The organism is Nitrososphaera viennensis EN76, assembly GCF_000698785.1.
GTDB classification, from domain to species: domain Archaea; phylum Thermoproteota; class Nitrososphaeria; order Nitrososphaerales; family Nitrososphaeraceae; genus Nitrososphaera; species Nitrososphaera viennensis.
Map to the genome: position 1 here is coordinate 1,716,173 of NZ_CP007536.1, position 22,059 is coordinate 1,738,231.

The 22,059-nt window shown below is 55.3% G+C and carries 25 protein-coding genes and 1 pseudogene; 10 read left to right on the top strand and 16 right to left on the bottom strand.

Going from position 1 to position 22,059, the window contains the following annotated elements:
- Positions 1–13 precede the first annotated feature (13 nt).
- Both NVIE_RS09755 and NVIE_RS09760 read right to left on the bottom strand, forming a co-directional pair.
- Positions 14–403: a Zn-ribbon domain-containing OB-fold protein gene (locus tag NVIE_RS09755; protein ID WP_075055083.1), complete on the bottom strand. Its 390-nt coding sequence runs from the start codon at positions 401–403 to the stop codon at positions 14–16.
- Positions 404–427: 24 nt separating this feature from the next.
- Complete coding sequence (locus NVIE_RS09760) at positions 428–1,594, bottom strand: thiolase domain-containing protein (protein WP_075055084.1); 1,167 nt, start codon at positions 1,592–1,594, stop codon at positions 428–430.
- A 123-nt stretch (positions 1,595–1,717) separates the two neighbouring features.
- On the opposite strand from NVIE_RS09760, the gene topA reads away from it, so the two are divergent.
- Together topA and NVIE_RS16125 are read left to right on the top strand one after the other, a co-directional pair.
- On the top strand, positions 1,718–3,811 hold the full coding sequence (gene topA / locus NVIE_RS09765) for a DNA topoisomerase I (protein ID WP_075055085.1): 2,094 nt from the start codon (positions 1,718–1,720) through the stop codon (positions 3,809–3,811).
- Between the two features lie 62 nt (positions 3,812–3,873).
- Positions 3,874–4,008 carry a hypothetical protein gene (locus NVIE_RS16125; RefSeq protein ID WP_258914109.1) on the top strand — a complete coding sequence of 45 codons (135 nt, stop codon included), beginning with the start codon at positions 3,874–3,876 and terminating at the stop codon, positions 4,006–4,008.
- On the opposite strand, the gene NVIE_RS09770 is transcribed toward NVIE_RS16125, so the two are convergent.
- The 4 genes from NVIE_RS09770 to NVIE_RS14890 are packed head-to-tail and all read right to left on the bottom strand — an operon-like array spanning position 4,005 to position 6,063.
- On the bottom strand, positions 4,005–4,607 hold the full coding sequence (locus NVIE_RS09770) for a PH domain-containing protein (protein ID WP_158435186.1): 603 nt from the start codon (positions 4,605–4,607) through the stop codon (positions 4,005–4,007). The two genes, NVIE_RS16125 and NVIE_RS09770, sit on opposite strands and share 4 nt — an antisense overlap.
- A gap of 28 nt (positions 4,608–4,635) precedes the next feature.
- Entirely contained in the window at positions 4,636–5,451 is an 816-nt protein-coding gene (locus NVIE_RS09775; protein ID WP_227717334.1) for a carbon-nitrogen hydrolase family protein, read from the bottom strand.
- Positions 5,452–5,490: 39 nt separating this feature from the next.
- On the bottom strand, positions 5,491–5,667 hold the full coding sequence (locus tag NVIE_RS09780; protein ID WP_075055087.1) for a tautomerase family protein: 177 nt from the start codon (positions 5,665–5,667) through the stop codon (positions 5,491–5,493).
- A gap of 24 nt (positions 5,668–5,691) precedes the next feature.
- Positions 5,692–6,063 (bottom strand): helix-turn-helix domain-containing protein, encoded by a 372-nt coding sequence (locus tag NVIE_RS14890; RefSeq protein ID WP_075055088.1) that lies wholly within the window; start codon positions 6,061–6,063, stop codon positions 5,692–5,694.
- Positions 6,064–6,126: 63 nt separating this feature from the next.
- Here NVIE_RS14890 and NVIE_RS09790 point away from each other — a divergent pair, with 63 nt between their 5' ends.
- Complete coding sequence (locus tag NVIE_RS09790; protein ID WP_075055089.1) at positions 6,127–6,813, top strand: uracil-DNA glycosylase; 687 nt, start codon at positions 6,127–6,129, stop codon at positions 6,811–6,813.
- A 183-nt stretch (positions 6,814–6,996) separates the two neighbouring features.
- On the opposite strand, the pseudogene NVIE_RS09795 reads toward NVIE_RS09790, so the two are convergent.
- The 4 genes and pseudogenes from NVIE_RS09795 to NVIE_RS09810 form a co-directional block, all read right to left on the bottom strand.
- Positions 6,997–7,509, bottom strand: a pseudogene (locus tag NVIE_RS09795) (transcription factor); the annotation flags it as partial.
- A gap of 163 nt (positions 7,510–7,672) precedes the next feature.
- Complete coding sequence (locus NVIE_RS09800) at positions 7,673–8,242, bottom strand: hypothetical protein (RefSeq protein ID WP_158435187.1); 570 nt, start codon at positions 8,240–8,242, stop codon at positions 7,673–7,675.
- Positions 8,243–8,342: 100 nt separating this feature from the next.
- Positions 8,343–9,227, bottom strand: a complete 885-nt coding sequence (locus NVIE_RS09805) for a hypothetical protein (RefSeq protein ID WP_075055091.1) — start codon at positions 9,225–9,227, stop codon at positions 8,343–8,345.
- Between the two features lie 148 nt (positions 9,228–9,375).
- Positions 9,376–10,326 (bottom strand): adenylate/guanylate cyclase domain-containing protein, encoded by a 951-nt coding sequence (locus NVIE_RS09810; RefSeq protein WP_075055092.1) that lies wholly within the window; start codon positions 10,324–10,326, stop codon positions 9,376–9,378.
- A 91-nt stretch (positions 10,327–10,417) separates the two neighbouring features.
- Between NVIE_RS09810 and NVIE_RS15500 the strand changes: the two genes are divergently transcribed.
- The gene (locus NVIE_RS15500; protein WP_075055093.1) at positions 10,418–10,600 is read left to right on the top strand and encodes a hypothetical protein; all 183 of its coding nucleotides are present in this window, start codon (positions 10,418–10,420) and stop codon (positions 10,598–10,600) included.
- Here the strand turns inward: NVIE_RS15500 and NVIE_RS09820 are convergent.
- Positions 10,584–10,952 (bottom strand): response regulator, encoded by a 369-nt coding sequence (locus NVIE_RS09820; protein ID WP_075055094.1) that lies wholly within the window; start codon positions 10,950–10,952, stop codon positions 10,584–10,586. The genes NVIE_RS15500 and NVIE_RS09820 overlap by 17 nt on opposite strands.
- Before the next feature lie 40 nt (positions 10,953–10,992).
- On the opposite strand from NVIE_RS09820, the gene NVIE_RS09825 reads away from it, so the two are divergent.
- On the top strand, positions 10,993–11,562 hold the full coding sequence (locus NVIE_RS09825; protein WP_084790758.1) for a COX15/CtaA family protein: 570 nt from the start codon (positions 10,993–10,995) through the stop codon (positions 11,560–11,562).
- On the opposite strand, the gene NVIE_RS15505 is transcribed toward NVIE_RS09825, so the two are convergent.
- Both NVIE_RS15505 and NVIE_RS09830 read right to left on the bottom strand, forming a co-directional pair.
- Positions 11,559–11,735: a hypothetical protein gene (locus tag NVIE_RS15505; RefSeq protein ID WP_158435188.1), complete on the bottom strand. Its 177-nt coding sequence runs from the start codon at positions 11,733–11,735 to the stop codon at positions 11,559–11,561. The two genes, NVIE_RS09825 and NVIE_RS15505, sit on opposite strands and share 4 nt — an antisense overlap.
- An 89-nt stretch (positions 11,736–11,824) precedes the next feature.
- The gene (locus tag NVIE_RS09830; protein ID WP_144239640.1) at positions 11,825–12,574 is read right to left on the bottom strand and encodes an Lrp/AsnC family transcriptional regulator; all 750 of its coding nucleotides are present in this window, start codon (positions 12,572–12,574) and stop codon (positions 11,825–11,827) included.
- A gap of 118 nt (positions 12,575–12,692) precedes the next feature.
- On the opposite strand from NVIE_RS09830, the gene NVIE_RS09835 reads away from it, so the two are divergent.
- Both NVIE_RS09835 and NVIE_RS09840 read left to right on the top strand, forming a co-directional pair.
- Positions 12,693–13,004: a hypothetical protein gene (locus NVIE_RS09835; RefSeq protein WP_075055096.1), complete on the top strand. Its 312-nt coding sequence runs from the start codon at positions 12,693–12,695 to the stop codon at positions 13,002–13,004.
- Positions 13,005–13,019: 15 nt separating this feature from the next.
- Positions 13,020–14,513, top strand: coding sequence for a DNA-directed DNA polymerase II small subunit (locus tag NVIE_RS09840; RefSeq protein ID WP_227717336.1), 1,494 nt, complete (start codon positions 13,020–13,022; stop codon positions 14,511–14,513).
- Here the strand turns inward: NVIE_RS09840 and NVIE_RS09845 are convergent.
- Positions 14,494–15,723 (bottom strand): Cdc6/Cdc18 family protein, encoded by a 1,230-nt coding sequence (locus tag NVIE_RS09845; RefSeq protein ID WP_084790759.1) that lies wholly within the window; start codon positions 15,721–15,723, stop codon positions 14,494–14,496. The two genes, NVIE_RS09840 and NVIE_RS09845, sit on opposite strands and share 20 nt — an antisense overlap.
- 502 nt (positions 15,724–16,225) lie before the next feature.
- On the opposite strand from NVIE_RS09845, the gene NVIE_RS09850 reads away from it, so the two are divergent.
- Positions 16,226–16,714: a hypothetical protein gene (locus tag NVIE_RS09850; RefSeq protein ID WP_075055097.1), complete on the top strand. Its 489-nt coding sequence runs from the start codon at positions 16,226–16,228 to the stop codon at positions 16,712–16,714.
- Here NVIE_RS09850 and NVIE_RS09855 read toward each other — a convergent pair.
- Both NVIE_RS09855 and NVIE_RS09860 read right to left on the bottom strand, forming a co-directional pair.
- Positions 16,632–17,324, bottom strand: a complete 693-nt coding sequence (locus tag NVIE_RS09855) for a helix-turn-helix domain-containing protein (protein WP_075055098.1) — start codon at positions 17,322–17,324, stop codon at positions 16,632–16,634. The genes NVIE_RS09850 and NVIE_RS09855 overlap by 83 nt on opposite strands.
- 54 nt (positions 17,325–17,378) lie before the next feature.
- Complete coding sequence (locus NVIE_RS09860) at positions 17,379–17,630, bottom strand: hypothetical protein (protein ID WP_084790760.1); 252 nt, start codon at positions 17,628–17,630, stop codon at positions 17,379–17,381.
- A gap of 216 nt (positions 17,631–17,846) precedes the next feature.
- Here NVIE_RS09860 and NVIE_RS09865 point away from each other — a divergent pair, with 216 nt between their 5' ends.
- Both NVIE_RS09865 and NVIE_RS09870 read left to right on the top strand, forming a co-directional pair.
- Complete coding sequence (locus tag NVIE_RS09865) at positions 17,847–18,611, top strand: phosphoglycerol geranylgeranyltransferase (protein ID WP_227717337.1); 765 nt, start codon at positions 17,847–17,849, stop codon at positions 18,609–18,611.
- A 4-nt stretch (positions 18,612–18,615) separates the two neighbouring features.
- Positions 18,616–22,020 (top strand): DNA polymerase II large subunit, encoded by a 3,405-nt coding sequence (locus NVIE_RS09870; RefSeq protein ID WP_227717338.1) that lies wholly within the window; start codon positions 18,616–18,618, stop codon positions 22,018–22,020.
- Positions 22,021–22,059: the final 39 nt, after the last annotated feature.

Below are 22,059 nucleotides of genomic sequence, written 5' to 3' on the forward strand. Positions count from 1 at the left end.
AAGTAGTTCTTTTTTACGCCTTCTCAAGCAGCAGGCCGTGGTGCTGGTCAAAGCCGGCGACCTTTACCTTTGCGCCTACCGGCAGGTCTTTTGGCTCCTTGATGCCGGGAAGGAACCCAGACGCGCGTATGTTTGCGTTGTTTATCTTGAACACCACCCACGCGTACGAGCCGGCGTCCTCAAAGCCTGCCGGCGCGACTGCCTGAATAGTGTACGTGACGACCGTGCCGGCGCCTTCCAGCTCGACGTCCTCGAACTTGCTTGCCGAGCACTTTTCGCAGAACATGACCGTCTCCAGCATGGTGTGGCCGCACTTGGCGCACCTGTGCGCCAGTATCTTTTTCCTGTTCGCTACCTCGATGAACTTTTCGCGGACTCCGTGTGGTGTATTATTATTGTCCATTGGCGTATTTTTCCCTCTCTCTTTCTACTTCCTGTCCACTTTTCTGAACAGGTGCACTGCCGCGCTTGCGCCGGTTGCGCCAAAGTTGTGCGTCAGCGCTATTTCCGCGTCTTTTACGGTGCGCTCGCCTGCCCTGCCGGTGAACTGGTCGAACACCTCGACGACCTGCCCGACGCCGGTTGCGCCGATTGGGTGGCCCTTTGACTTTAGCCCGCCTGACGGGTTTATCGGGATCTCGCCGTTGAGCCTCGTCGCGCCATCCCTTACCGCGTGGGCCGCCTTGCCCTTGGGGAAAAAGCCGAGGTCCTCGATGTCGATTATTTCAGCGATTGTAAAGCAGTCGTGCACCTCTGCAAAGTCAATGTCCTTTGGGGTGAGGCCAGCCATCTTGTACGCCGCCCTGGCCGCCGCAACCGTGCTTGGGATGGTGGTGATGTCCTCCCTGCCCTGGACGGCTGCCGGAGAGGCGCCACGGCCAGAGCCGATTATCTCGACGTACGGCCTGCCGGACTTTTTGGCAAAGTCCTCTGAGCAGAGGATGGTTGCGGACGCACCGTCAGAGAACGGGCAGCAGTCCAAGAGTTTCAATGGCGATGCGACCACCGGCGACTTTAACACATCATCGACGGTGATCTTTTTCCTCACGTGCGCCTTTGGGTTTAGCACGCCGTTTTCGTGGTTCTTGACTGCCACGTGCGCAAGGTCTTCTTCCGTGGCCTTGTGGGTCGTCATGTAGGCTCGCGCCATCGACGCAAAGAGCCCGGGGAAAGAGGCGCCGTTTCCGCCCTCGTAGAAAAAGTCAGAGCAGTATGAAAATAGCGTGGTGCTCTGCGTCGTGCCCGTGTGCGTCACCTTTTCGACGCCGAGCGCAAGGACGCAGTCGTAAAAGCCCGCCGCGACATTGGCGTAGGCTTCCCTGAACATGACCGAGCCGGAGCCGCACGCCGACTCTATCGTGAGTCCGGGGACGTGCGATATGCCAAGGTTGCTCATGATGACGGGTGCCATGTGCACCTGCTTGTCGGCGACACCGAAAACGTTGGAAATGTAGCCGGCCTGGATCTCCTTCGGGGTTATCCCTGCAGACTCGATGGCGTCTTTTGCTGCAGACATGGCGATTTCGATGATGCTTTCGTTTAGTTTCCCGTATTTCGTGCTGCCGGCTCCAAGAACGCAAACCTTGTTGGTCATGTATGTACGAGAAATTACCCGTTTTGCACTATAAATAGCTTGATTACTTTTCCTGTGCAGGAATCAACGCCGGCGTGTATAAATAATCTTAATACCACGTGGCGGCAAAAATCGCGTATATCGTTGTACACGCTGGTGGTCTGCGAAAAGCCCGATGCCGCGCGGCGCATAGCGTCGGCGCTTGGCAGCGCAAGGGAGAGCAGGGCTGCTGGCAGCATTTCCGTTTTTGACGTCACGTACGCGGGCAGGAACTACAAGGTGTGCTCTGCGTCCGGCCACCTGTACGGGCTTGTTGACAGGACAAAGAACCGGAGCGTCTATCCCGTGCTTGACCTTGAATGGGCGCCCATTGACGACGGAAAAAAGGGCAAGGGTGCAGCAGCAAGGGCTGCGCGTTTTATCAATGCGATATCTCTGCTTGCCAGAGGCGCCGACTCGTTCATCCACGCGTGCGACTATGACCAGGAGGGAGAGGTGATAGGCCACAGCATACTGCAATACGCGTGCGGCGGCAAATATGAAAAATCGTTGAGGGCCAAGTTCTCGACCCTAACCGACGACGAAGTAAAAGAGGCGTTTGCGACGCTTGCAAAACCGAGCAAGGGGCTTGCGGAGGCGGGCCGGTCGCGCCACATGCTCGACTTTATCTACGGCGTCAATCTGTCAAGGGCGCTTGCGCAGTCGTTCAAGGCAGGCAGCAATAACAATGGCTACAGGAACCTGTCGATTGGCAGGGTGCAGGGGCCCACGCTTGCGTTTGCAGCCGACAGGGAGCTGGAAATCCGGCTGCACGTGCCGGACCCTTACTGGGTGCTGAGCGCAGATTTTGAAAAAGACGGGCAAGTCGTGCGCGCCCGCTATGAAAAGCCAAGGATAGAGAAACTTGCAGAGGCGCGTGCAATACTTGACGCGTGCATCGGCAGGGACGGCGCCGTGAGCAAGGTATCCACAAAAAAGGTCGTGCTCCGGTCCCCGACGCCGTTTAACACCGGCGACCTGCAGCGCGAGGCGTACAGGCTGTTCCGGCTCTCGCCGGGCTACACCCTTGCAATTGCCGAAAAGCTGTACCTGCGCGCGCTCATCTCGTACCCGAGGACGTCAAGCCAGAAACTCCCGCCGTCCATCAACTATGCCAAGATACTCTCAGGGCTTGCAGGGGTTTCCCTGTACAGCCAGCCGGCGTCAACGCTGCTCTCAAGGGGCCGGCTCGTGCCAAACGAGGGGCCGATGGCAGATCCTGCGCACCCGGCGATCTACCCCACAGGCATCGCGCCCCGGCTTTCCGGCCTGGAGTTCAAGGTGTACGACCTGATTGCCAAGAGGTTCCTTGCGACCTTTGGCGACCCGGCGGTGACAGAGCGCACGGATGTTTCGATAAACGTGAATAATCACATTTTCCTTGCAGAGGGCAGGGCGGTGCTCTATGACGGCTGGATGGCGTTTTACAGGCCGTACGCCAGCAGCCTGGAGCAGTCTACTACCGTGCTGCCGGTGCTGCATGAAGGCGACGTGCTTGCAAACAAGCAAGTGACGATGGAGGAAAAATTCACGCAGCCGCCGTGGCGCTACAGCCAGGCATCGCTTCTTGCCAAGATGGAGGAAGAAAAAATAGGCACCAAGGCGACACGGGCCGACACGATTGCAACGCTGTTCAAGCGCAACTATATCGCCGCCGCAAAAAGGGGCGGCGGAATCGAGGCGACCGACCTTGGCTTTGCCGTGGTCGAGTCGATGAGGGAGCACGCGCCGACGATAGTGTCGACGGAACTCACGCGCTTGATGGAGGAGCAGCTGGAAGGCGTGGAGCAGGGAATGAAAGAGCCTGCCGACGTGATAGAATACGCTGTGGAAAGGCTGGTCGAGTCGCTTGCCGCGTTCCGGGAGCAGGGCGCCACGATTGGCAGGCAGATTGGAAGCGCCGCTGCAGCTGCGCAGCCAAACGTTGTTGTCATAATCGGCGGTTGTCCCGTGTGCAAAAAGGGCCAGCTGCGCATCATAAAATCAAGGACCACGAAAAAGCGCTTTGTCGGCTGCTCGAATTATGCGTCGGGAGGATGCAGGGCCAGCGCGCCGCTTCCACAGAAAGGCGGCATAAGGGTCTCAAAGACGACCTGCAGGTGCGGCTGGCCGATAATTTCCGTCGCGTTTGGCAGGGGTAAACGGTGGAATACCTGCGTCAACATGCAGTGCCCTTACAAGGAAGAGAAAAAAGGATAGAGCGAGCCTCGCTAAGCATTCTGCACAGCCTTGATAAGAAAAATGCGCATTTACGTGCACGTATGAGCTTTGCAAGCGACCACTCGCATATGTGCGAGCACTGCAGCGAGCGCTTCCCGTGCCCGGTGGAAAAGCATGATTGCAAGATGGAGTGGCGCACAAGCCACAACGACCACTACCTTGCGCTGAGCTGCTAGATCTTCTTTAAGAGTTCTTGCTTCATCTGCAGGAATTCCGCTTCCGACAGCACTCCTTGATCCTTCAGTTTTGCAAGCTTGTCCAGCTCATCTGCAACGGAAGCTTGGTTGTTGTTGACTATGGTCGTAGTAGGAGTTTTGGATCTTTGTATTCCCTGGTTTATGGCCTCGACTATTTTTTCTGCCTTGTCTTTCGGGATCGCCTCTATCTGCCCTTCGTTGCTGTCGTTGCCCATTGCAATCCCGTCAAGCTTTTTTTCGGCTATGGTGCTGAGCCCCGGCGCGCGCAGGATTATGCTCGACGAAAGCACGCCCTGATCCAGCCTTGCGCTTGTAATCCTGTCGTAGCTGATGTCTTCGATGCTCTGCCGAAGCCCCAGCGAGTGCGGGTCCCGGATTATCAACCTCTTGTCGGTTGCAAATATTATGTTTGGAGTGGTCAGCGATCCGCCGGGCTTGATCCTCGATTGCCTTGCGACCACCAGAACCGTTTCGTCCTCGTCCAGGTGGTCCGCGATTTTCTTTATTTCGTTCAGGTCATCCCTGTCGGTCAGGACGGTGTTGAATTTTGCCTTGTCCTTGCCACCAAACAAGGGCATACAGAGTACATATTGCAGAAAATGCTTCTTAACCTTTCTTGCTTGAGAGGGAATAGACATCGGTCCTGCGGTTCTTTAGCAGAGGAAGCGACTGCCTCACCTGTTTCACCTTGCCCATGTCAAGCTCTACTATCTCCATGCCTTCGCGCTGGCCCATGTCAAGGAGCACTGTCCCGAACGGGTCGATGACCATGCTCCTGCCGGCGTAAATGTTGCCCACCTGGTCGGGCGCGACGACGTACGAGCCGTTTTCAATCGCGCGGGCCTTTAGCATCGTCTGCCAGTGCTCCTCCTTCATCGGGCCCTGCACCCACCCGGAGGGCGCGACTAGCACGCCTGCCCCCTTTATCGTCAAGAGCCTCGACAGTTCTGGAAAGCGGATGTCGTAGCATATCATGACGCCAATGTTGCCTACTGCGGCCGTCTTGGCCGGCTTGGCCAGTTTTTTGCCGGGGATAAGCTTTTTCGACTCCTTGAAGCCGAGCGCGTCGTACAAATGCAATTTGCGGTACACGGACGTTATTTCTCCTTTGCAGCTTATCACGACTGCCGTGTCGTAAACCCTGTTGCCTGTGCCCTTTTCGTACATCGCAGCCACTACTTCGATCTTGCCCGCCTTTGCAGCCTTCCTCAGCGTGGTGACAAAGTTTCCCTGCACCGTCTCTGCAAGTCTTGACAGCTCGGAAGCAGTCTGGGTGCCGGGCGAAAACGCCATCTGGAACTCGGGAAAACACACCATGCCTGCCTTGCCGGCTGCCGCCTGCTCTATGTACGCGACTGACCGCTGCAGGTTGTCCTGCTTGTCCTCTGACGACTTCATCTGCACTACGGCAACTGATACCAATCGCTTACACCTTTGCGCTGCCGGGGATAATAAAAGATTTTAGAGCTGCTTGCCGGCCTGGAACCAGTTTTCCTTCGGGTTCTCGTCGTAGACCACGATGACGTGCTCTGCCTTTGTCTTCAGTATGCTGACTGCGGCGTCGGTTATCGCCTTGGCAAACTCGTCTTTCTGCTCTTTTGTCCTGCCGGGGTACATTGACACCTGGATGAGGGGCATATGTTATACCAGGAAAAGCAGGGCCTACGGCTGATTTATAGTTACAGCAGTAGCGCCCGCCGTTATTGGCTCCGACGTTGCCGTTGCTGCTGTTGTTGTTGTTTCTTCTTCCTCCGCAGGAGGTCTAGAGCCGCCGGACTGTGCCAGATCGTACAGCGCCTGCAGATAGCGCTTGATAAAGTTGGCCCCGGGAGACGGCCTCCTGCCCTTCTCGTAGTCGCTCAGGACCGAGGGCGTGATTGCCATCTTTTTCGCGAGGTCGGCCTGCTTTACTCCGAACTTTTTGCGCCAGAACTTTAGCTGCTGCGGCGGGTTGTCGCTCAGGACTACCGCGCCGGCGATCCACGTCAGTTCGCTTGCGTTGGCGATAGTGCTGCCATTATCGGAACTGGACAAACGTACACGAAGGTTTCGATGGGTGATAAAAAGATTATTCGTGGGATGATTGCAACTGCCTTCATGAATGAGGATGATGATGCCGCTGGCAAGCTGGAGCTCCTGAACAGCAGGGTCGTTGCCTGCAAAAAGTGCCCGAGGCTTGCAAAATACATCCGCGACGTGGGCAGGGAGAAAAATAAGCCAAGACGGCATTCAGGCGAGAATTACTGGTCAAGGCCGCTGCCAAGCTGGGGCGACCCTGACGCAAGGTTGCTGATAGTCGGCCTTGCGCCGGCCGCGCACGGCGGCAACAGGACCGGCAGGATGTTCACCGGCGACAGCTCGGGCGACTGGCTCGCAAGGGCGATGCACGGGACGGGGTTTGCAAGCAAGCCGGCAAGCCGCGCACGGGACGACGGGCTCGTGCTCACCGGCGCGTACATCACCGCCGCGGCAAGGTGCGCGCCGCCGGACAACAAGCCCACGCCACAGGAGCTGGCAAACTGCCTGCCGTACCTGCAGGCAGAGCTTGCGGCGCTAAAGAGCGTCAGGGTGGTCCTTGCGCTTGGGAAAATCGCGTTTGATGCCTACTGCAGGGCGGTGGGCGCAAGAGGGCTGGCATTTGCGCACGGTGCCCGGTATGACGACAATGTTTCAGGCAGGACGCTCCTTGCCTCGTACCACCCGAGCAGGCAGAACACCAACACGGGCAGGCTCACCTGGGAAATGTGGGCAGAAATATTTGCGACCGCAAGAGCGCTCGTTTAGTCGCTATTACTTTTTCTTCTTGGGCTTTGGCGCTGCAGCGGCTGCCTTTTTGCTGCTGGCCGGCGCCTTGGCCTTGGACGGCTTGCTGCTGCCGCCCTTTTTTGCCTTGGCCACCTTTTCCTCCGCTTCCTCTTCCTCTTTGGCGGCTTCTTCTGCCTCCTTGTTTGCAGCCGCGTTGGCCTTGGTGTTGATGATGTCGGTGGTTATCTGGTCTATCTTGTAGCGCAGGGCCTCCTTGACCCTGCTGTTGTCGACCATGTTGAGCGGGCCCTTGCAGTTGGGGCACTTGAAGAACAGTTCAACCGCCGTGTCGAACTTTACCCGCGGGCAGTCGTGGTTGCCGCAGTGGTAGAACTCCGTCGAGTCCTCGTGCTCCAGGCGCTTGTGCAGCCTGTCGAGGATCTTTTTCTTCTGGTTTTCAATGAAATTGTCGACGTGATCCTGCTTGGCGCGCCAACGGTAGACGAACCAGCCCTTCTTCTCGTCCTTGACCCTGATGCCGGTTATCAGCGCCTTTCCAAACAGGTCGTACAGGACCTTGCGCACGATGTTTATCTTTAATCCGGTTGCGCTTGCTATCTCTTCATCGGTGACGTCCTCGGTGTTGAGAAGCGCGCGGGACACCTTGACATACTCCTCTCCCCCTATGAGGCCGGCGATCTTGACAAAAGAATCCTCGTAGTCCATCGCGTGCATGTTTAGAGATATAATTGCGTAAATTTCTGATATATAGTTTCTGAAATTTAGTGAGATTGGTGCGGTTTTCGGCTGATACCATTCTCACAAAATGGGGACGCGCATATATATAGTAGGGAGGACACGCGCACGCGCCGGCGTCATCATTCTCATACTACTACTATTATACTACCTGCACCCTTGCAGAGACCACAGGAGGCTGAATGGGCGTTTTGTTCAGATCCTCAAGTTTTTGCAAGAAAACCAGTATAGTGTAATACTGATGACTGGCTTTTTGGTCGAGTGGCTTCCAGTACGTCTCAACCGCCAGATTGTTGCCCGCCCCTGCAAACTTTGCCTGGACGCTAGAGAGGGCGACGGTTTCAGAAGTATCGCCATTGCGTACCTCGATAATAACCAGATAATTATTATTGTTACCAGCCGGATCTCCCGGGTTTGTAAAATTTGCCTGGATGAATACTGGCTCTCCGGACTTGAAAATCTTGTTGTCTTTTATCTGGCCCAGATAACCGTGGTTGGAATCGTACGCAGATAAAGACGTAAACTTGATGTTGTTGTCATCATTATTATTATTCTGCATCCCGCCGGCCGCAGAAAGCTGCGGACTTGCAAGCGAGTGCCCCGGATAGGCTGCTGCTACTATTACTATCATTATTGCCGCTGCTACTCCTGCCAGCAAGCTGGCTGATCTATCATGTATTGTGCTATTACTGCTGCCGCCGCTGCCGCTCACACTACCCATCTTGATTACACACATGTATGTGTGAATAATAAAGAAGGCGGACTTTGGTCCACCACCGTCTACAGACAGCAAAAAAGAATCTCTCTTTCAGTTACCAGAGTTGATGCCCATTTTTCGTCGTCTCTCCTTCATATCCAATCTTGAATTTGCCGGTGCTTCCCAGATATGTAACGCCATAGCTGCTGTTGGCAGGCGAGCAATCCATGAGCAGATATCCGTTCGTCCAGGTGCTCAAGCCGGCCTTGTTGATGTTGTTATTATTATTGCCGTCGTCATCATCATCACTGCCTGCTCTGGTGGCATGCTGAATATCCAGCACTTCCACCAGCCCCAGCCTCTGCGTATTGGTGTTGGGAGCGAAACTTCCTGCTTCAACGAATGTAAAGTAATCGCTCTTGACATTCATTGACGAATGCCCGATGTTTACGATCTGGACTGGTTTTGAATCGTCGAGGTCGTCCATCCATACCTGCCACTGTTTTGTGCCGCTCTGATCATATAATATCGAGAGTTCAAGTGTGTGGCCGGCAACTACGGGGATGCCTGAAATCCCCCTCAGGATCCCGCCGACCCCCCAGGCTACTTGAAACTTGGTGGCATTGTACCCTATGTCAGAATCCCTTGACCAGTCTCCATAGTAGATCCCTACCTCGTAGTACAAGCCATCGTCTCCCTCAAACGCAATGTGGTAGTTGGCGGGCATGTTCGGTTCGCCGGCACTTACGATGTCAGCAACTCCAGGCGGGACTTTGAATGTTACAGACTCGCCACCTTTGTTCGGGTTCGCACTTGGGAGCTCGATGTTGCAGTTGTGGGGCGTTGTTGAGAGCATGGATACGCCCACTATTCCCATGCCCGCGTTACGGGGGTTTTCTACCCAGATAGGCGGATACGCAAGCGCGCTGTTGCCGCTAAAATTCAGCAGCAAGGCCGCGAGCATGACGATGACGGCGGCAATGATCCTTGATCTTCTCATGTATAGCGCGCTGCAATAATGTAAAGTCAGTTTTTGTACATAAAGCCGCTTGGTTGCCACTCTATAAACTTGACAGGTGCGCTTTTTCGCTGCTCTCAAAAGCTGACTGTGCTTAGCGAAGATGTTATGGGTTGTTTTGCTTACCTACCTACTTGCTGCCGTACAGCTTGTAGATCTTGCCGGTATAGTCGCTGACATAATCCCACTTTTCGGGGCTCACCTGCACGGGCGCAAACGCCTTCCTGGCCTCATCGCACAGCGCCTCGTACACGAACTGGCCTACCACTATCTGGTCAGGCTTGGCGATCCCGGTCATCTTGGCAGTCACGCTTATCGTGTACCCGAGGATGTCAAAATGCGGGTGCCTGACCTGCCGGCCGTCCTCAAGCGTCATCGTGTCCCACCCGTACTGCACCACGACATTGTCGCCCACGTCGATCCCTACGCGCACGTTCAGCTCGGGATAGTCGTACTGGTTGAGGATCGGGTTTACGCCCTGCCGCATCACCTTTATCATCGCCTGCGCGCACGACACCGCGTTTGCGCACGGCACGCGCAGGTTGTTCCAGTCGGCAAGAAAGAACGCCAGGATGGCGTCGCCCACGTATTTCAGCACGTACCCGCCGTAGGCGGAAATAAGGATCGACATTTCCTGCGTGAACGCCTGCACTATGGTGGCAAGCCTGTCAGCCGGGACAGTCATCGAAAGTTTGGTTGACCCCACGATGTCGACGTGCAGTATCACAAAGCCCACCTTGGACTTGACGAACTTTTCCAGGATGTTGTTCGTCTCCTCTGTCGAGAGGTTGAACTGCGGCTCAAAGCGCAGGGCGCGCCATACCCGCTCCTGCGCAAGCCTGACTGCCTGCTCGGTGTCCACCACCTGGCCCAGCTCAAACGACGAAAACGACGGCGCCCCGGACGTGGCGTTTGCCGAATCGTGCTTGCGCTCCTCCTCTGCTGCAAACTCGGCTATCGTCCTGTCCACCTGCTCCCTGTCGATATCAAGCTGCAGGGCGATGATGTCCGGCTCTATGCCGGAGTTGTAGAGGTTGATTATTATCTGCCGCTGCGAGTCTGGCGTGGCAGGATCAGACATATTTATGCCGCAGCTGAAGCGCAGATCGGCTATTAAACTCATTTGTACGGGCGAGATGATTAATAACGAGTGCCGCGCATATACCGGCGGGATGGGCGGAAAACAAAGGGAGGAAGAGCATGTGCTTTTGACGCTTCCAAACATAAAGTACCTGGTGGAGGGCCTGGAGGCGCTCCTGATGACCGACCTGGACGGCGACAAGCGCGCCAAGGTGATAAAGCTGCGCGACGACCTGGCGTCGTACGTCAACAGCATCTTTAGCGACTATTCATGAACGCGGCGCGCACCTTGCGTATAACCTCGTTCATCGACAGCGGCTCCTTCTTTATGACGTCGCTCCTGTCAAGCGACCCCATCAGCCGGAGGGTGTCGGCCGTCAGGACCAGCATGAACACAAAGCGCACCCTCACGTCGTAGGACCTTATCTCGCGGTACAGGTCGATGCCAGTCATGCCGCCATGCATCACAAGGTCGGTCACGACGACGCCGTACTGCGACCTGCTTGCGTACTCTAACGCTTTTGAAGGGTCCGGTGTGTGGTCCACTTCATAGCCGTCGGCCGTCAGGTACGTCTTGACCAGCTCGGCGGTCGATTGCTTTTGGTCGACGAGGAGGACTGACCTCATACGATATATAGCATAATTTCGCAGGATTTTCCTTTAAGCATTGAGGTCAAAATATCTAGAGCGCCTGTTTCCTGCAGGCGTGGCAAGGTTAATAATTGGACAAGGGTCAGAAACGCCGCAGAACAGAGTGACAGAAAAAAAGACAGAAGCGGCCGAGGAACCCCGGCTAAAGAGGTCGGTCATCGTCATTTCGTTCATCTCGCTAGGCCTCGTCTACTCGGTCATGCTCATCGGAGTGTTCTTGAGCTCCGGCCCCATCACCGAAAACGGCCTGGCGTGCACCGACTGGCCGCTGTGCCCAAACGGCTTTGGCGCGCCTGAGGAGCGCTACCTCATGGAATACGTCCACAGGCTGGTGGCAGCAATTACCGCCGGCTTTGTCTATGCAACTGCGATAATCGTCCCTTCAAGCGTAAGAAGGGCCAAGATGGCAGCGGTAATTGCGGCCGCCATTGTATCGTGGCAGCTTGTGCTTGGCTTTCTTACCGTGACGACCTTCCTGCACCCGATAGCGGTGGCAAGCCACCTTTCGACCGGAATCAGCGTGTTTGCGTTTGCCCTGCTGACGTTTCTGTGGGTTGGGATATGGAGGAAGCACTGGCGTTACTAGCGCCAGTGCACGCGCGAGTTTTCGAAAAATTCCCTGTCGTCTTCTGCCAGCGCGACTTTTTTGTGGCAGTCGCCGCAGAGTAGGTATTTTGAATCCGCCGGGAGCTCTTTTTTGCACCTGCCGCAGAACTTTTTCATTGTCTTACTACTACTATTATTATTATGCAGGGGCATTGCATAAAAAACTTGCCAGTTGCGCAGCCACGCACACACACAAGCGGCAGCAGCAACAGCAGCAGATTTCAGGCGGGCAAAGCAGAGCCTCAGGTAGAATCTATTTTGGAATAAAGCACGTCGCTGTTCTTTCCTATCAACTCTATCGACTCGGTCCAAAAGAGCTCTTTTACTCCGGGCATCATTTTTACCTTCTCGGAAAAATCGATGATTTCCTTGTTTGTCTTTAGGACCACGTCTGCCTTTATGTCGATGTTGTTGTTGCTCAGCGTCCTTGCCACCGATATTACGCTCGGCCAAGTCAGGATTTCCTTGGCTATGTTTGTTGACATTCCGTTTTCAGCCGCGATAAAGAACGTGATCGAGCGCAGGTCGAATTTCCTCAGCGCCAGAGAGCAAGAGACGTCCAGAAACTCTGTGAGCCGCTTGCGCCTTCTCTGGACCGTCGTAAGGGGAATTCCGAGTTCTTTTGACAAGGTCATTGATGAAACATCGCCATTTGATGCAAGCAGGAGCTTTAGCATGTGCTTGTCGATGGGCGACAAAATGGCGCCGTCCACGTGCAAAGGGTATCTTTCCTTCTGATTATTGCTGTGGGAGGAAGAAGAGGTGGACAAGGTTAGCTTGTTCAACCTATTGAAGAGGTCGTGAAGCTGTTCGAGCGTGAGGGACTCTAGCGACTTGGCGTTTATGCCCAGCTTTTCCATTCCCTGCAAAAGCATGTGCCGTGATGATGACGATGAAGCGCCGGATTCAATCCCGTGGTTATTGTCATGATCTTCTCTGGTCTGACAGAGTCCCGCACCATTCTGTCTTTCCTGAAAGGAAGACGAGGACAAGGTCTAACGTATATTCGAATGTATATTTAAATTTTATAGGATCGGTCTCCTAACCGCCACAGATTACATATAATATTAGCAGGATATCAAGGGAAATTTTGAGATTATTGAAACAATTGTGCAGAAAAATTTTACCTCGTTTTTATCTGTTAAAAAGAAGAATGTCTTTGCTGTCCACCACAAAGCTGCTGCAAAAGATGCGCGCGCACTTGAAAGAAGTTCGTGGTACGCGTTTACTATTTTTTCAGGATGGATGGGAGGCAAAAAATACTCTGGCAACGAGAGATCCGTCATCATCACCATGATAATATATCATATGCGAGAGATATGGCCTCTGCAGCCGCCGGCAAGCCGTACCATTACTGTCAAAAAGATACACAGCAAGGGGAAGAGGGGAGGAGAGAGAAATGTAATTAAGGACCGGGCCTGAAAGGAAGGCAGTTTCTTGGTACTGCAAAGTGAGATTGTAAATGCACTGTCGTACGCCACAAGCAAGGGCTACCAGATCCACCCCGACGCGTTTGCCATGCTAAAGGGGCTTGAAACGGACGTACTAAAGGCAGTCCAGGAAATAATCAAGCAGAAAAAGCAGACCAAGATGATAGTGGTCGACGACATCAAGAACGTCGTAAACCCGGGAAGGCAGGAAGAGCTCGTGCCTGTGGAGCAGATTGCCAAGGTGCTAGTCGACCCGACGCCCAACGTCAACACTGGCGAGGGAGTCGACGGCTATGCGTCGCTGTTCAAGAGCAGGTTCGAGAAGACGATGCGCATCCTGGCGCAAAGGCCGGACAGTAAGCGCATGACCAAGATCTCCACTGTCAAGCAGATGGGAAAGGGCGCCGGCCCAAGGCCGGCCGCTGCAGGCGAGCGCAGCCTCGGAAGCGCCGGCACGTACGTCGTGTCGGGCCTCTTGATGTCAAGGCGCACCAAGAAAAACGGCATCGAGCTTGAGGTTGACGATTACACGGGCAGGCTGCAGGTGACTGCCATGTCGGAAGACGCAAAAAAGCAGGCAGCAAGCCTTGCCCTTGACCAGGTGGTGATGCTAGAGCTGGAAAACGCAAAGGGGATGCCCGGGCTTGCCATAAAAAATGTCTTTTCGCCGGACATACCGGATCATTTGCCGAACAAGAGCAGGTCAGAAGCGTACGCGGTATTGATATCGGACCTGCATGTCGGGAGCAAGTATTTCATGCAGCAAGAGTTCTTGCGCTTCCTTGACTGGCTGGCGTCCGGAGACGATGATGACGTTGTTCGCAAGATAAAATTCCTCTGCATCGGCGGCGATTTAATCGACGGCATCGGCATATTCCCAAATCAGGACAAGGAGCTCCTCATGATGAACGCCGCGGCCCAGATGGCGTACACCACGAAACTGCTTTCAAAAATCCCAAAGCACATCAAGACGTTCATCATCCCTGGAAACCACGATCCCGGCCGCAGGGCCCTTCCGCAGCCTATATTTCCCGAGGCAACGTCGGGCGGCCTGTACGGCCTGGAGAACTGCACGATGCTTGGCAACCCCGCGTACGTCGAGCTCAATGGCGTCAAGGTGTTGATGTTCCACGGCCAGAGCCTCGACGACGTGATTGCTACCACGCCGGGCATGAGCTACCAGCGGCCAGCAGAGGCGATGAAGGTCTTGCTAAAGGCGCGCCACCTGTCGCCAACGTACGGCGGGCGCACGCCGGTCGCGCCGGAAAGCGAGGACATGATGGTAATGACAGAGATCCCCGACATCTTTCACGCAGGCCACGTGCACGTGACAGATGTTGATAGTTACCGCGGGACGCTTGTAGTGAATTCCGGCGCGTGGCAGGCGCAGACGAAATTCCAGCAGACGATGGGCATAACGCCTTCGCCCGGCATCGCAATCGTCGTCAATCTGGCAACGTTGCAGCCGTTCAAGCAGGATTTCAATCTGATGACGACATAAGGTCTGAAAACGTCGGGTCGTCCTTCAGCGCGTCCTTTACCGTTGCAAGCGGCACCGCAACCTTGATCTTTTGCGAGCGGCCGTAGCGCCCCTGGCTCACTATGTCCGTCGACACAAGGCCCAGCTGGTCAAGCTCGCTTATTATCTGGGTGACCCTGCGCTGCGTGAGAGGCTCCTGCTCTGCCTGCCTGCACAGCGACGAGTAGACCTCGTACACCTCGCCTGTGTTGCCGTTCTTTGATTTTGTAATGGCAAGCATGACGAACTTTGTGTGCGTCGTGGCATTTTTTATCACTTCGAGGTTTGTGTCCTTCTCTATCTTTTCCTGCGCGGCCCGCACGTGCTTTTCCTCCACCCTTAAGGCGTGCTCCCGCTCTGCCAGCTCCGCCGCCACGCGCAAGAGGTCGATTGCCTTGCGGGCGTCGCCGTGCTCCCTGCCGGCCATGGCCGCGCACAAGTTGATTGCGGCGTCTGTGATGGCGCCTTCGCTGAACGCCAGTTTTGCGCGCTCTGACAGTATCTGCCGCAGCTGCTCTACCGTGTACGGGTTGAACACCGTCTCTTCCTCGGAAAGGCTGCTTCTCACGCGCGGGTCCAGCTTGTCCTTGAACGTCAGGCTGTTAGAGATCCCTATCAAACTGACAAAGCCTCCCTTGCCCATGCGCTCATTGGCCCTTGTGAACGAGTAGAGCACGTCGTCGCCGTTTCTGTCCACCAGTGAATCTATTTCGTCGATGACAAGTATGACGCGCATTTTTTTGTTTTGTATGAACTGCAGGATGCGGTCTGTTGCTTCGCCCATCGAAAGCCCGGTAAAGTGGACGACCTTCTTTTCCTCCTTGTTCAGGCCGAGGTGCTCCGCGATTTCAAACAGCATCTTGTAGGCGCTGTTGGCAAGTTTTGCGTTGATTATTGGAACATCTACGGTGATGCCAAGCGCGCCGGATTTTTTAACAAGCCTGTCGACCACGGTTTTCACGACTGCGGTCTTGCCGGTCCCCGGCTTGCCGAACAGCAGCAGATTCGACGGCCGTGCTCCCTTGAACACGGTCGACAGCGTCTGCGCAAGCGCGGCTGCTTCCTGGTCGCGGAACGGTAGCTTTTCCGGCACATAATCGATGGTGAGCGTCTCCCTTTTTTTGACGAGCGACTTGCCGCTTGCCGCCCTGTCAAATATGTTGTCGATGTCGCTCATCTTTTTGTCGTCCACCCGCACCCCTACCTTTCCTTTCCAGAATGCAGGCTTGTTAAGGTTGTCTTAACAGTTACGTTAACAGGGCGTTTTTAAACCGTCAAATCAACTTGTACTAGTTTTAGTGTCAGCTTGTACAGCCGGTAAACCGGAGTTGATGAGGAGGGCCGTGGACAGGAAAGCAAGGGGTGGCGGCACACACCAGCAACTGTCGTTTATAACAGCCGGTTAACACTGTCGATCGAACAGGAAGAAAAGGACTCAAAAAAGACCCCTTTGTTTCCACTGGAGCGTTAAGGTGACGGTTAACGCTGTTAACATGGGCAAAGTAGACCCCTCCATTTCCACTGGAACTGGAAAGGGGCGCTGGCAACAACGGAATTGGTAACTGGCATGCCTTGTTAACAAAAACTGCGCGCGTCTCATGTCAAGCTAACAACAGCTAAGCTGGTTGTTATCAACAGTGGCACAAGCTCTGTTAAGTGTTAAGGTGTTATCAGGTGAACTGCTATTACTTTTCATGCCGTCGGGAAAGAAAAAGTTCCGTATTGAACTGGAGGACGCCGAGGGGAGCAAGTACAACCTCTCCCTAGAGGGCAACATCTCAAAGGACAAGATATTGAAGATAGTAGAGTTTATGGACCTCCTCAACATCGAGAATAATAGCGAGGGTGCCACCCACAGCAGCCTCGAGGCCGAATTCAGGGCTCACCCTGCCTCGGTGGGCGACAGGATATGGGCGCTTGTTGAGGCCAAGTTCCCGTACGGCAGCTTCACCTCGTCTGACATCCTCGAGCTGTACGAGGACACGTACAACGAGCCCATAAAACTCAGCATCATCTCGACCTACCTCTCGAGGTACGCCGAGCGTGGCCGCCTCATAAGAAACCGCCAGGGCAAAGAGTGGGTCTACAGGGCAGTCAAACCTACTGCCGCAGGATCTCGGGTGCCTGAGCAGCAGAAGGCTGCTGCTTTTCCTTCGTCAGTCTCGTACGACCAGCTTCAGTGATGTTGTAGCGAAACGGCTTGCTGTTGACGTCCCTGCTCACCAGGCCGCTCTCATGCAGCTTTTTCATGAGGCGGGCGGTGTGCTCCCTGGTCCTGCCTATTGCATGCTGGACCTCCCTTGAGGTGCGGGGCCTGTCCGCCAACAGTTTCAGGATATAGTCGATAGTGCCGTTGTTCTGGCTGCCCTCGGCTTCTGCAGATGCCGATGCAGTGACAGCCTGTGGATGCTGCGTGACTGTTACGGGCTCACTCACGTACTGCGCGTGAGGTGCTTGCTGTTGTTGCTGTTGCTGTGACATGGGCGCTGGCTGCTGGACGATAAGGTGAGGTTGTACAAACGCCTGTGTTGTTTTTACCTCAACGATGTCAAGTTTCGTGCGCATCTCGGCTATTACGCGGTCATAGTCTCTCAGGCGGCGCGTGTATTCGAGCACGACGGCCTCCACCACCGCGTCGTCGGCGTGGTAATTATTATTGTTGTTGTCACGCTTTACGCTTTCTCTAAACCTGCGCAGCGCCATCACGGTCACAAGGCCGCCTGCGTAAAATAGCACGCCCAATATCACGATTCCAAGGTCGACAGTGATGTCAAGGGGAAGATCCAGGATCATGTCACGACATTTGCGTGCAGAAACCGTGATTTAATGTTACGGACTAAACTTGTTTTACAATTTGCACACTCTTTTTACCAGCGTGTCCATCACTGACATCACGTCTTCCATGCGTGCCTGATCGAAAACATCACTACTGCCTTCTGAAGCAAATATCACACCCAGCTGGTCTGCAAGGCGGGCCATCGCGCTCAACGCCTCCGGCTGCAGGGCCCCCGACGATTGCAGAAGTATTGCGCTGTAAAGGACGGCTATCGCCTTGTCCCGGCACTGCTTTACCTGCCTGTAGTACGCGCCCGAAGTCATGTTTGGCGGCCTCCCCCTACCCTGCAGCCTTTTCGAAATTATGGAAACCTGGCGGGGTGTAAATAAAGAATTTGTTATAATTTCCATCAAAAGGTTGCTAGATTTGGAATCAGCGCCGGCCATGTCTACTATACAAATCTGTATAGCGCGTCTGATATTAAACTTTGCACGCTGTACGTCAAACTTTAAAATGACTGGGCCCTTTCAAAAGGAGGCGTGGTGGCTGTACCAGCAGTAGGAAAGGTAGAGAACTATCTCAGAGAGGAGATAAAAAAGCACGGGACGATCTGTTTCCCATTAATCGACTCTGAAAATTCGACAAATGATGTAGGATCTATCGCCAGGAAGGTGGAGGATGCCGGCGCTTCTGCGATCTTGGTCGGCGGCTCATCAGCAATCGACCAGATGGAGCTTGCCAAGGTGGTAAGTGACATCAAGGGAGCGGTCAGGATACCCGTGATATTATTCCCCGGAAATGTCACAGGCGTGTCACCCAGAGCCGACGCGATACTTTTTAGCTCACTTTTGAATTCTGAAGACCCGTACTTTATCACCGGGGCCCAGGCGCTTGGCGCCCTTGCCGTCAAAAAGCACGGCATCGAACCCCTGCCGACCGCTTACATAATAGTGGGAGAGGGGACTGCGGCCTGGTTTGTCGGCAAGGCAAGGGGCATACCGTTCCACAAGCCAAACCTTGCGGTGATGTATTCCCTTGCAGCGCAGTACATGGGCATGAGGTTCGTCTACCTTGAGGCCGGCTCGGGCGCGTCCCAGAACGTCACGCCCGAGATGGTGGCTGCGGTGAGAAAGTACTACGAGGGGATCCTCATAGTCGGGGGCGGCATCAAGTCGCCAGAAACGGCAGGTCAGATAGCCAAGGCAGGCGCCGACGTCATCGTGGTGGGCACGATGATAGAGAAGGACGGCGACTGGCAGCAAAAGTTATCTTCCATGGTAAAGGCTATGCGTCAGGCGCATTGAGATTATGATCTCCGAAGGCGAGGCCCGGCTCAGGGACATCAGGATGCCGGCGTATTACCGGCGGTACCAGCACGACATTCTGGCAAGTGTGCAGAAATACTACGAGCACGCGCTAAAGGCCCGGCGCAAAGGAATAGACGTCGCCGACGTCGTGGAGCCCAAGATAGCGTTTGACCTAGCAGACAGGGTCGCCAAGATGCACAACATCGAAATCGCAGAGCGTTTGCGCGCGCTCCTCGGCCAGACCACTAAGGAAAAGGCCGCGCTAAAGATAGCGGAAGAGATCGCCAAGGGCGAATATGGCACGGGCGACCTGCGCACGCGGCTTGACAACGCAGTCAGGGTCTCGCTTGCCGTGGTGACAGAGGGTGTGACGGTCGCCCCGCTGCAGGGAATATCCGACGTCACGATAAAGAACAACTCTGACGGCTCGCAGTACCTGTCGGTGTCTTTTGCAGGGCCGATCCGCTCCGCGGGCGGCACGGAAGCCGCTCTTACCATGCTGATCGCGGACCATGCGCGCAAGGTCGCCGGCCTTGACACGTACAAGGCAAATTCGTTTGACGACGAAACCGGCCGGTTCGTAGAGGAGCTCAGGATCTATGAAAGGGAGGTCATGGGTTTCCAGTTCAAGGTGCTCGACGAGGACGTCATAAAATGCATCTCAAGCCTGCCGGTGGAGCTCGACGGCGTCGACACCGACCCCGTGGACGTCGTGGGACACAAGGGCATGAGGAGGATAGCTACAGACAGGGTGCGTGGGGGCGCGCTGAGGGTGATGAATGACGGGCTCATCGGCAGGAGCCGCAAGCTGCTAAAACTTGTCGAGACATTAAAGCTGGACGGCTGGCAGTGGCTCAAGGAATTAAAGGGCGCTATTCAGACCGGCGACGACGACGCGGCGCACCACAGGATGTCCGAAGTCATCACCGGCAGGCCGGTGCTTTCAATGGTGAAAAAGGTGGGAGGGTTCCGCCTGCGCTACGGCCGGTCGCCCAACACCGGCTTTGCGACGGTGGGGATACACCCTGCAGTGCCGGCGCTCTTGAACTATGCCATTGTCGCCGGCACGCAGATCAAGATGGACATACCCGGCAAGGCGTCGACAATAGCGCTTGTCGACACTGTCGAGCCGCCGGTGGTAAGGATGGACGACGGCCGCGTGCTTGCCGTGCTTTCGGTAGAGCAGGCCGAAAAGATCCGGACAAGGGTGCAAAAGATCCTGTACCTTGGCGACATGCTGATAAGCTACGGCGATTTTCTTGAAAACAACGCGCAGCTCCCACCTGCAAGCTATGTGGAGGAGATATGGGCGCTCCAGCTGCGGGCAAAACTCGCAGCTCCCGATGCTTCTTCAATGGACAGCAGCATTGACCGCGATAGGCTGGTACAGCTGGCCGAGCATCCTTTTACAATAACACCGACTGTTGACGAAGCATTTGAGATAAGCAGGAAACTCGGCATCCCTCTTCATCCGCGCCACTCGTTCTACTTTGACGTTATCACTGTACAGGAACTGCTCTACCTGAAGGAGAGGCTGGCAGGACTGCCAAACGACCCTGAACTCAAGGCAATCCTTGAAAAGCTGGGCGTGAGCCACTCTGTTGCTTCAAATAATAATAAAATAGTGCTCGACGACTTGAGCCAGGCAAAATCGCTTTCCATTCTGCTGTCTGGGCCGGCGATAGGGGAAGGAGCCAAGGACGCAATCGAACTTGTGACAAAATCGTCCGGCATCACCGTGATGCCCAAGTTTGCGTCGTCCATAGCAGTCAGGGTGGGCAGGCCGGAAAAGGCCGCCGAGCGCAAGATGAAGCCTCCCGTGCACGTGCTGTTTCCAATCGGAACCAAGGGCGGCGCGACGCGGGACATCATCAAGGCCTGCGGCGAAGAGTCGCTCTTTACGCAGATTGCAAACCGCTACTGCGAAACCTGCCGTTTGCCGTCGCTTGGCACCCACTGCCGCTCTTGCGGCGCGTCGACGATGCTCCGCAGCCAGTGCCCTATTTGCAAGGGCGAGGTGGAGGAGGGCGAAAAATGCCCGCGCTGCAACAGGGACGGCAGGACCTATGCGTCGATGAACTTTCCACTCAGGGCAGCGCTCCAGATGGCCGAGAAAAAGCTGGGCGTCAGGGCGCAAGAGCCGCTAAAGGGCGTGAAATCCCTCATGAGCCGTGACAAGGCCGCCGAGCCCCTGGAAAAGGGAATCCTTCGCCAAAAGCACGAGCTGCACGCCTTCAAGGACGGCACCATACGCTTTGACGCGACAAACGAGCCGCTGACGCACTTTACCCCGGCGTGGATTGGAGTCAGCGTCGACAAGCTGAAAGAACTGGGTTACACCCGCGATTACCTCGGCCGCGAGCTGTCATCATCTGACCAGCTGGTGGAGCTGATGATGCAGGACGTCATCATCCCCCGCGACTCTGCCAAGCACCTTGTCAAGGCGGCAAAATTCATCGACGAAGAGCTGGAAAAGCTGTACGAGCAAGAGCCGTTCTACAACGTCGACCGTATAGACGATCTTGTGGGCCACCTGGTGGTGGGCCTTGCGCCCCATACGTCGGTCGGCATCATGGGCAGGATAATAGGCTTTACCGATTCGCAGGTGTGCCTCGGCTCGCCGATATGGCACTCGGCCAAGCGCCGCGACTGCGACGGCGACGCCGACTCGATAATGCTGCTCATGGACGCCTTTCTGAATTTCTCGTTTGACTTTTTGCCGGACAAGATAGGCGGGCTCATGGACGCGCCGCTTTTGATCCAGCCTACCGTCCTTCCCCACGAGGTGCAGCGACAGGCCCACAACGTCGACATCGCCTCCTCGTACCCGCTGGAATTCTATGAGGCGACGTGGAAGCAGGCCAAGGCGGCAGACGTGGCAAGCATGATAGAGATAGTGAAGAGCAGGATTGGAGAGGAGACGCAGTTTTTCGGCTACGGCTTTACCCATCCCACCGCCGGGCTGACGACAAGGGAGCAGAGGAGCGCCTATTCGACATTGAACACGATGGACGAGAAGCTAAAGATGCAGTTTGACACCGCAAAACTCATCAGCGCGGTGGACGCCGACGAGGTCGCCGCCATGGTGCTGACCACGCACATACTGCCGGACATCATGGGCAACATGCGCTCGTACTCTTCGCAGACGTTCCGGTGCACAAACTGCGGCGAGAAATTCCGCAGGATGCCGCTTGTGGGCAAGTGCACGGAATGCGGAAACGGCCTGACGCAGACGGTGACAAGAGGGGCGGTGGAAAAGTACCTCGGGATTGCGACCGGCTTTTGCCAGGAATACAAGATAAACGAGTACCTGAAGAGCAGGGTGGAGTCGATATCGGCAGAGCTGAAGCTGATATTCCAGGAAGAAAAGAAGGTGCAGTCGAGCCTGACCGAGTTTATGGCGTAATAATAATGACGATGATGATACTTGCGGCATCATCTTTTT

What these genes read in the sequence shown, in the direction of transcription:
- NVIE_RS09770 (WP_158435186.1), bottom strand. Translation starts at nt 4,607, where the DNA reads ATGCCCTTGTTTGGTGGCAAGGACAAGGCAAAATTCAACACCGTCCTG.
- NVIE_RS09860 (WP_084790760.1), bottom strand. Translation starts at nt 17,630, where the DNA reads ATGACTTCGGGCGCGTACTACAGGCAGGTAAAGCAGTGCCGGGACAAG.
- NVIE_RS09855 (WP_075055098.1), bottom strand. Translation starts at nt 17,324, where the DNA reads ATGATCCTGGATCTTCCCCTTGACATCACTGTCGACCTTGGAATCGTG.
- NVIE_RS15505 (WP_158435188.1), bottom strand. Translation starts at nt 11,735, where the DNA reads ATGCCCCTGCATAATAATAATAGTAGTAGTAAGACAATGAAAAAGTTC.
- NVIE_RS09790 (WP_075055089.1), top strand. Translation starts at nt 6,127, where the DNA reads ATGAATGAGGATGATGATGCCGCTGGCAAGCTGGAGCTCCTGAACAGC.
- NVIE_RS09755 (WP_075055083.1), bottom strand. Translation starts at nt 403, where the DNA reads ATGGACAATAATAATACACCACACGGAGTCCGCGAAAAGTTCATCGAG.
- NVIE_RS09810 (WP_075055092.1), bottom strand. Translation starts at nt 10,326, where the DNA reads ATGTCTGATCCTGCCACGCCAGACTCGCAGCGGCAGATAATAATCAAC.
- NVIE_RS16125 (WP_258914109.1), top strand. Translation starts at nt 3,874, where the DNA reads ATGAGCTTTGCAAGCGACCACTCGCATATGTGCGAGCACTGCAGCGAG.
- NVIE_RS09850 (WP_075055097.1), top strand. Translation starts at nt 16,226, where the DNA reads ATGCCGTCGGGAAAGAAAAAGTTCCGTATTGAACTGGAGGACGCCGAG.
- NVIE_RS09805 (WP_075055091.1), bottom strand. Translation starts at nt 9,227, where the DNA reads ATGAGAAGATCAAGGATCATTGCCGCCGTCATCGTCATGCTCGCGGCC.
- NVIE_RS15500 (WP_075055093.1), top strand. Translation starts at nt 10,418, where the DNA reads ATGGGCGGAAAACAAAGGGAGGAAGAGCATGTGCTTTTGACGCTTCCA.
- NVIE_RS09820 (WP_075055094.1), bottom strand. Translation starts at nt 10,952, where the DNA reads ATGAGGTCAGTCCTCCTCGTCGACCAAAAGCAATCGACCGCCGAGCTG.
- NVIE_RS09760 (WP_075055084.1), bottom strand. Translation starts at nt 1,594, where the DNA reads ATGACCAACAAGGTTTGCGTTCTTGGAGCCGGCAGCACGAAATACGGG.
- NVIE_RS09780 (WP_075055087.1), bottom strand. Translation starts at nt 5,667, where the DNA reads ATGCCCCTCATCCAGGTGTCAATGTACCCCGGCAGGACAAAAGAGCAG.
- NVIE_RS09870 (WP_227717338.1), top strand. Translation starts at nt 18,616, where the DNA reads ATGATCTCCGAAGGCGAGGCCCGGCTCAGGGACATCAGGATGCCGGCG.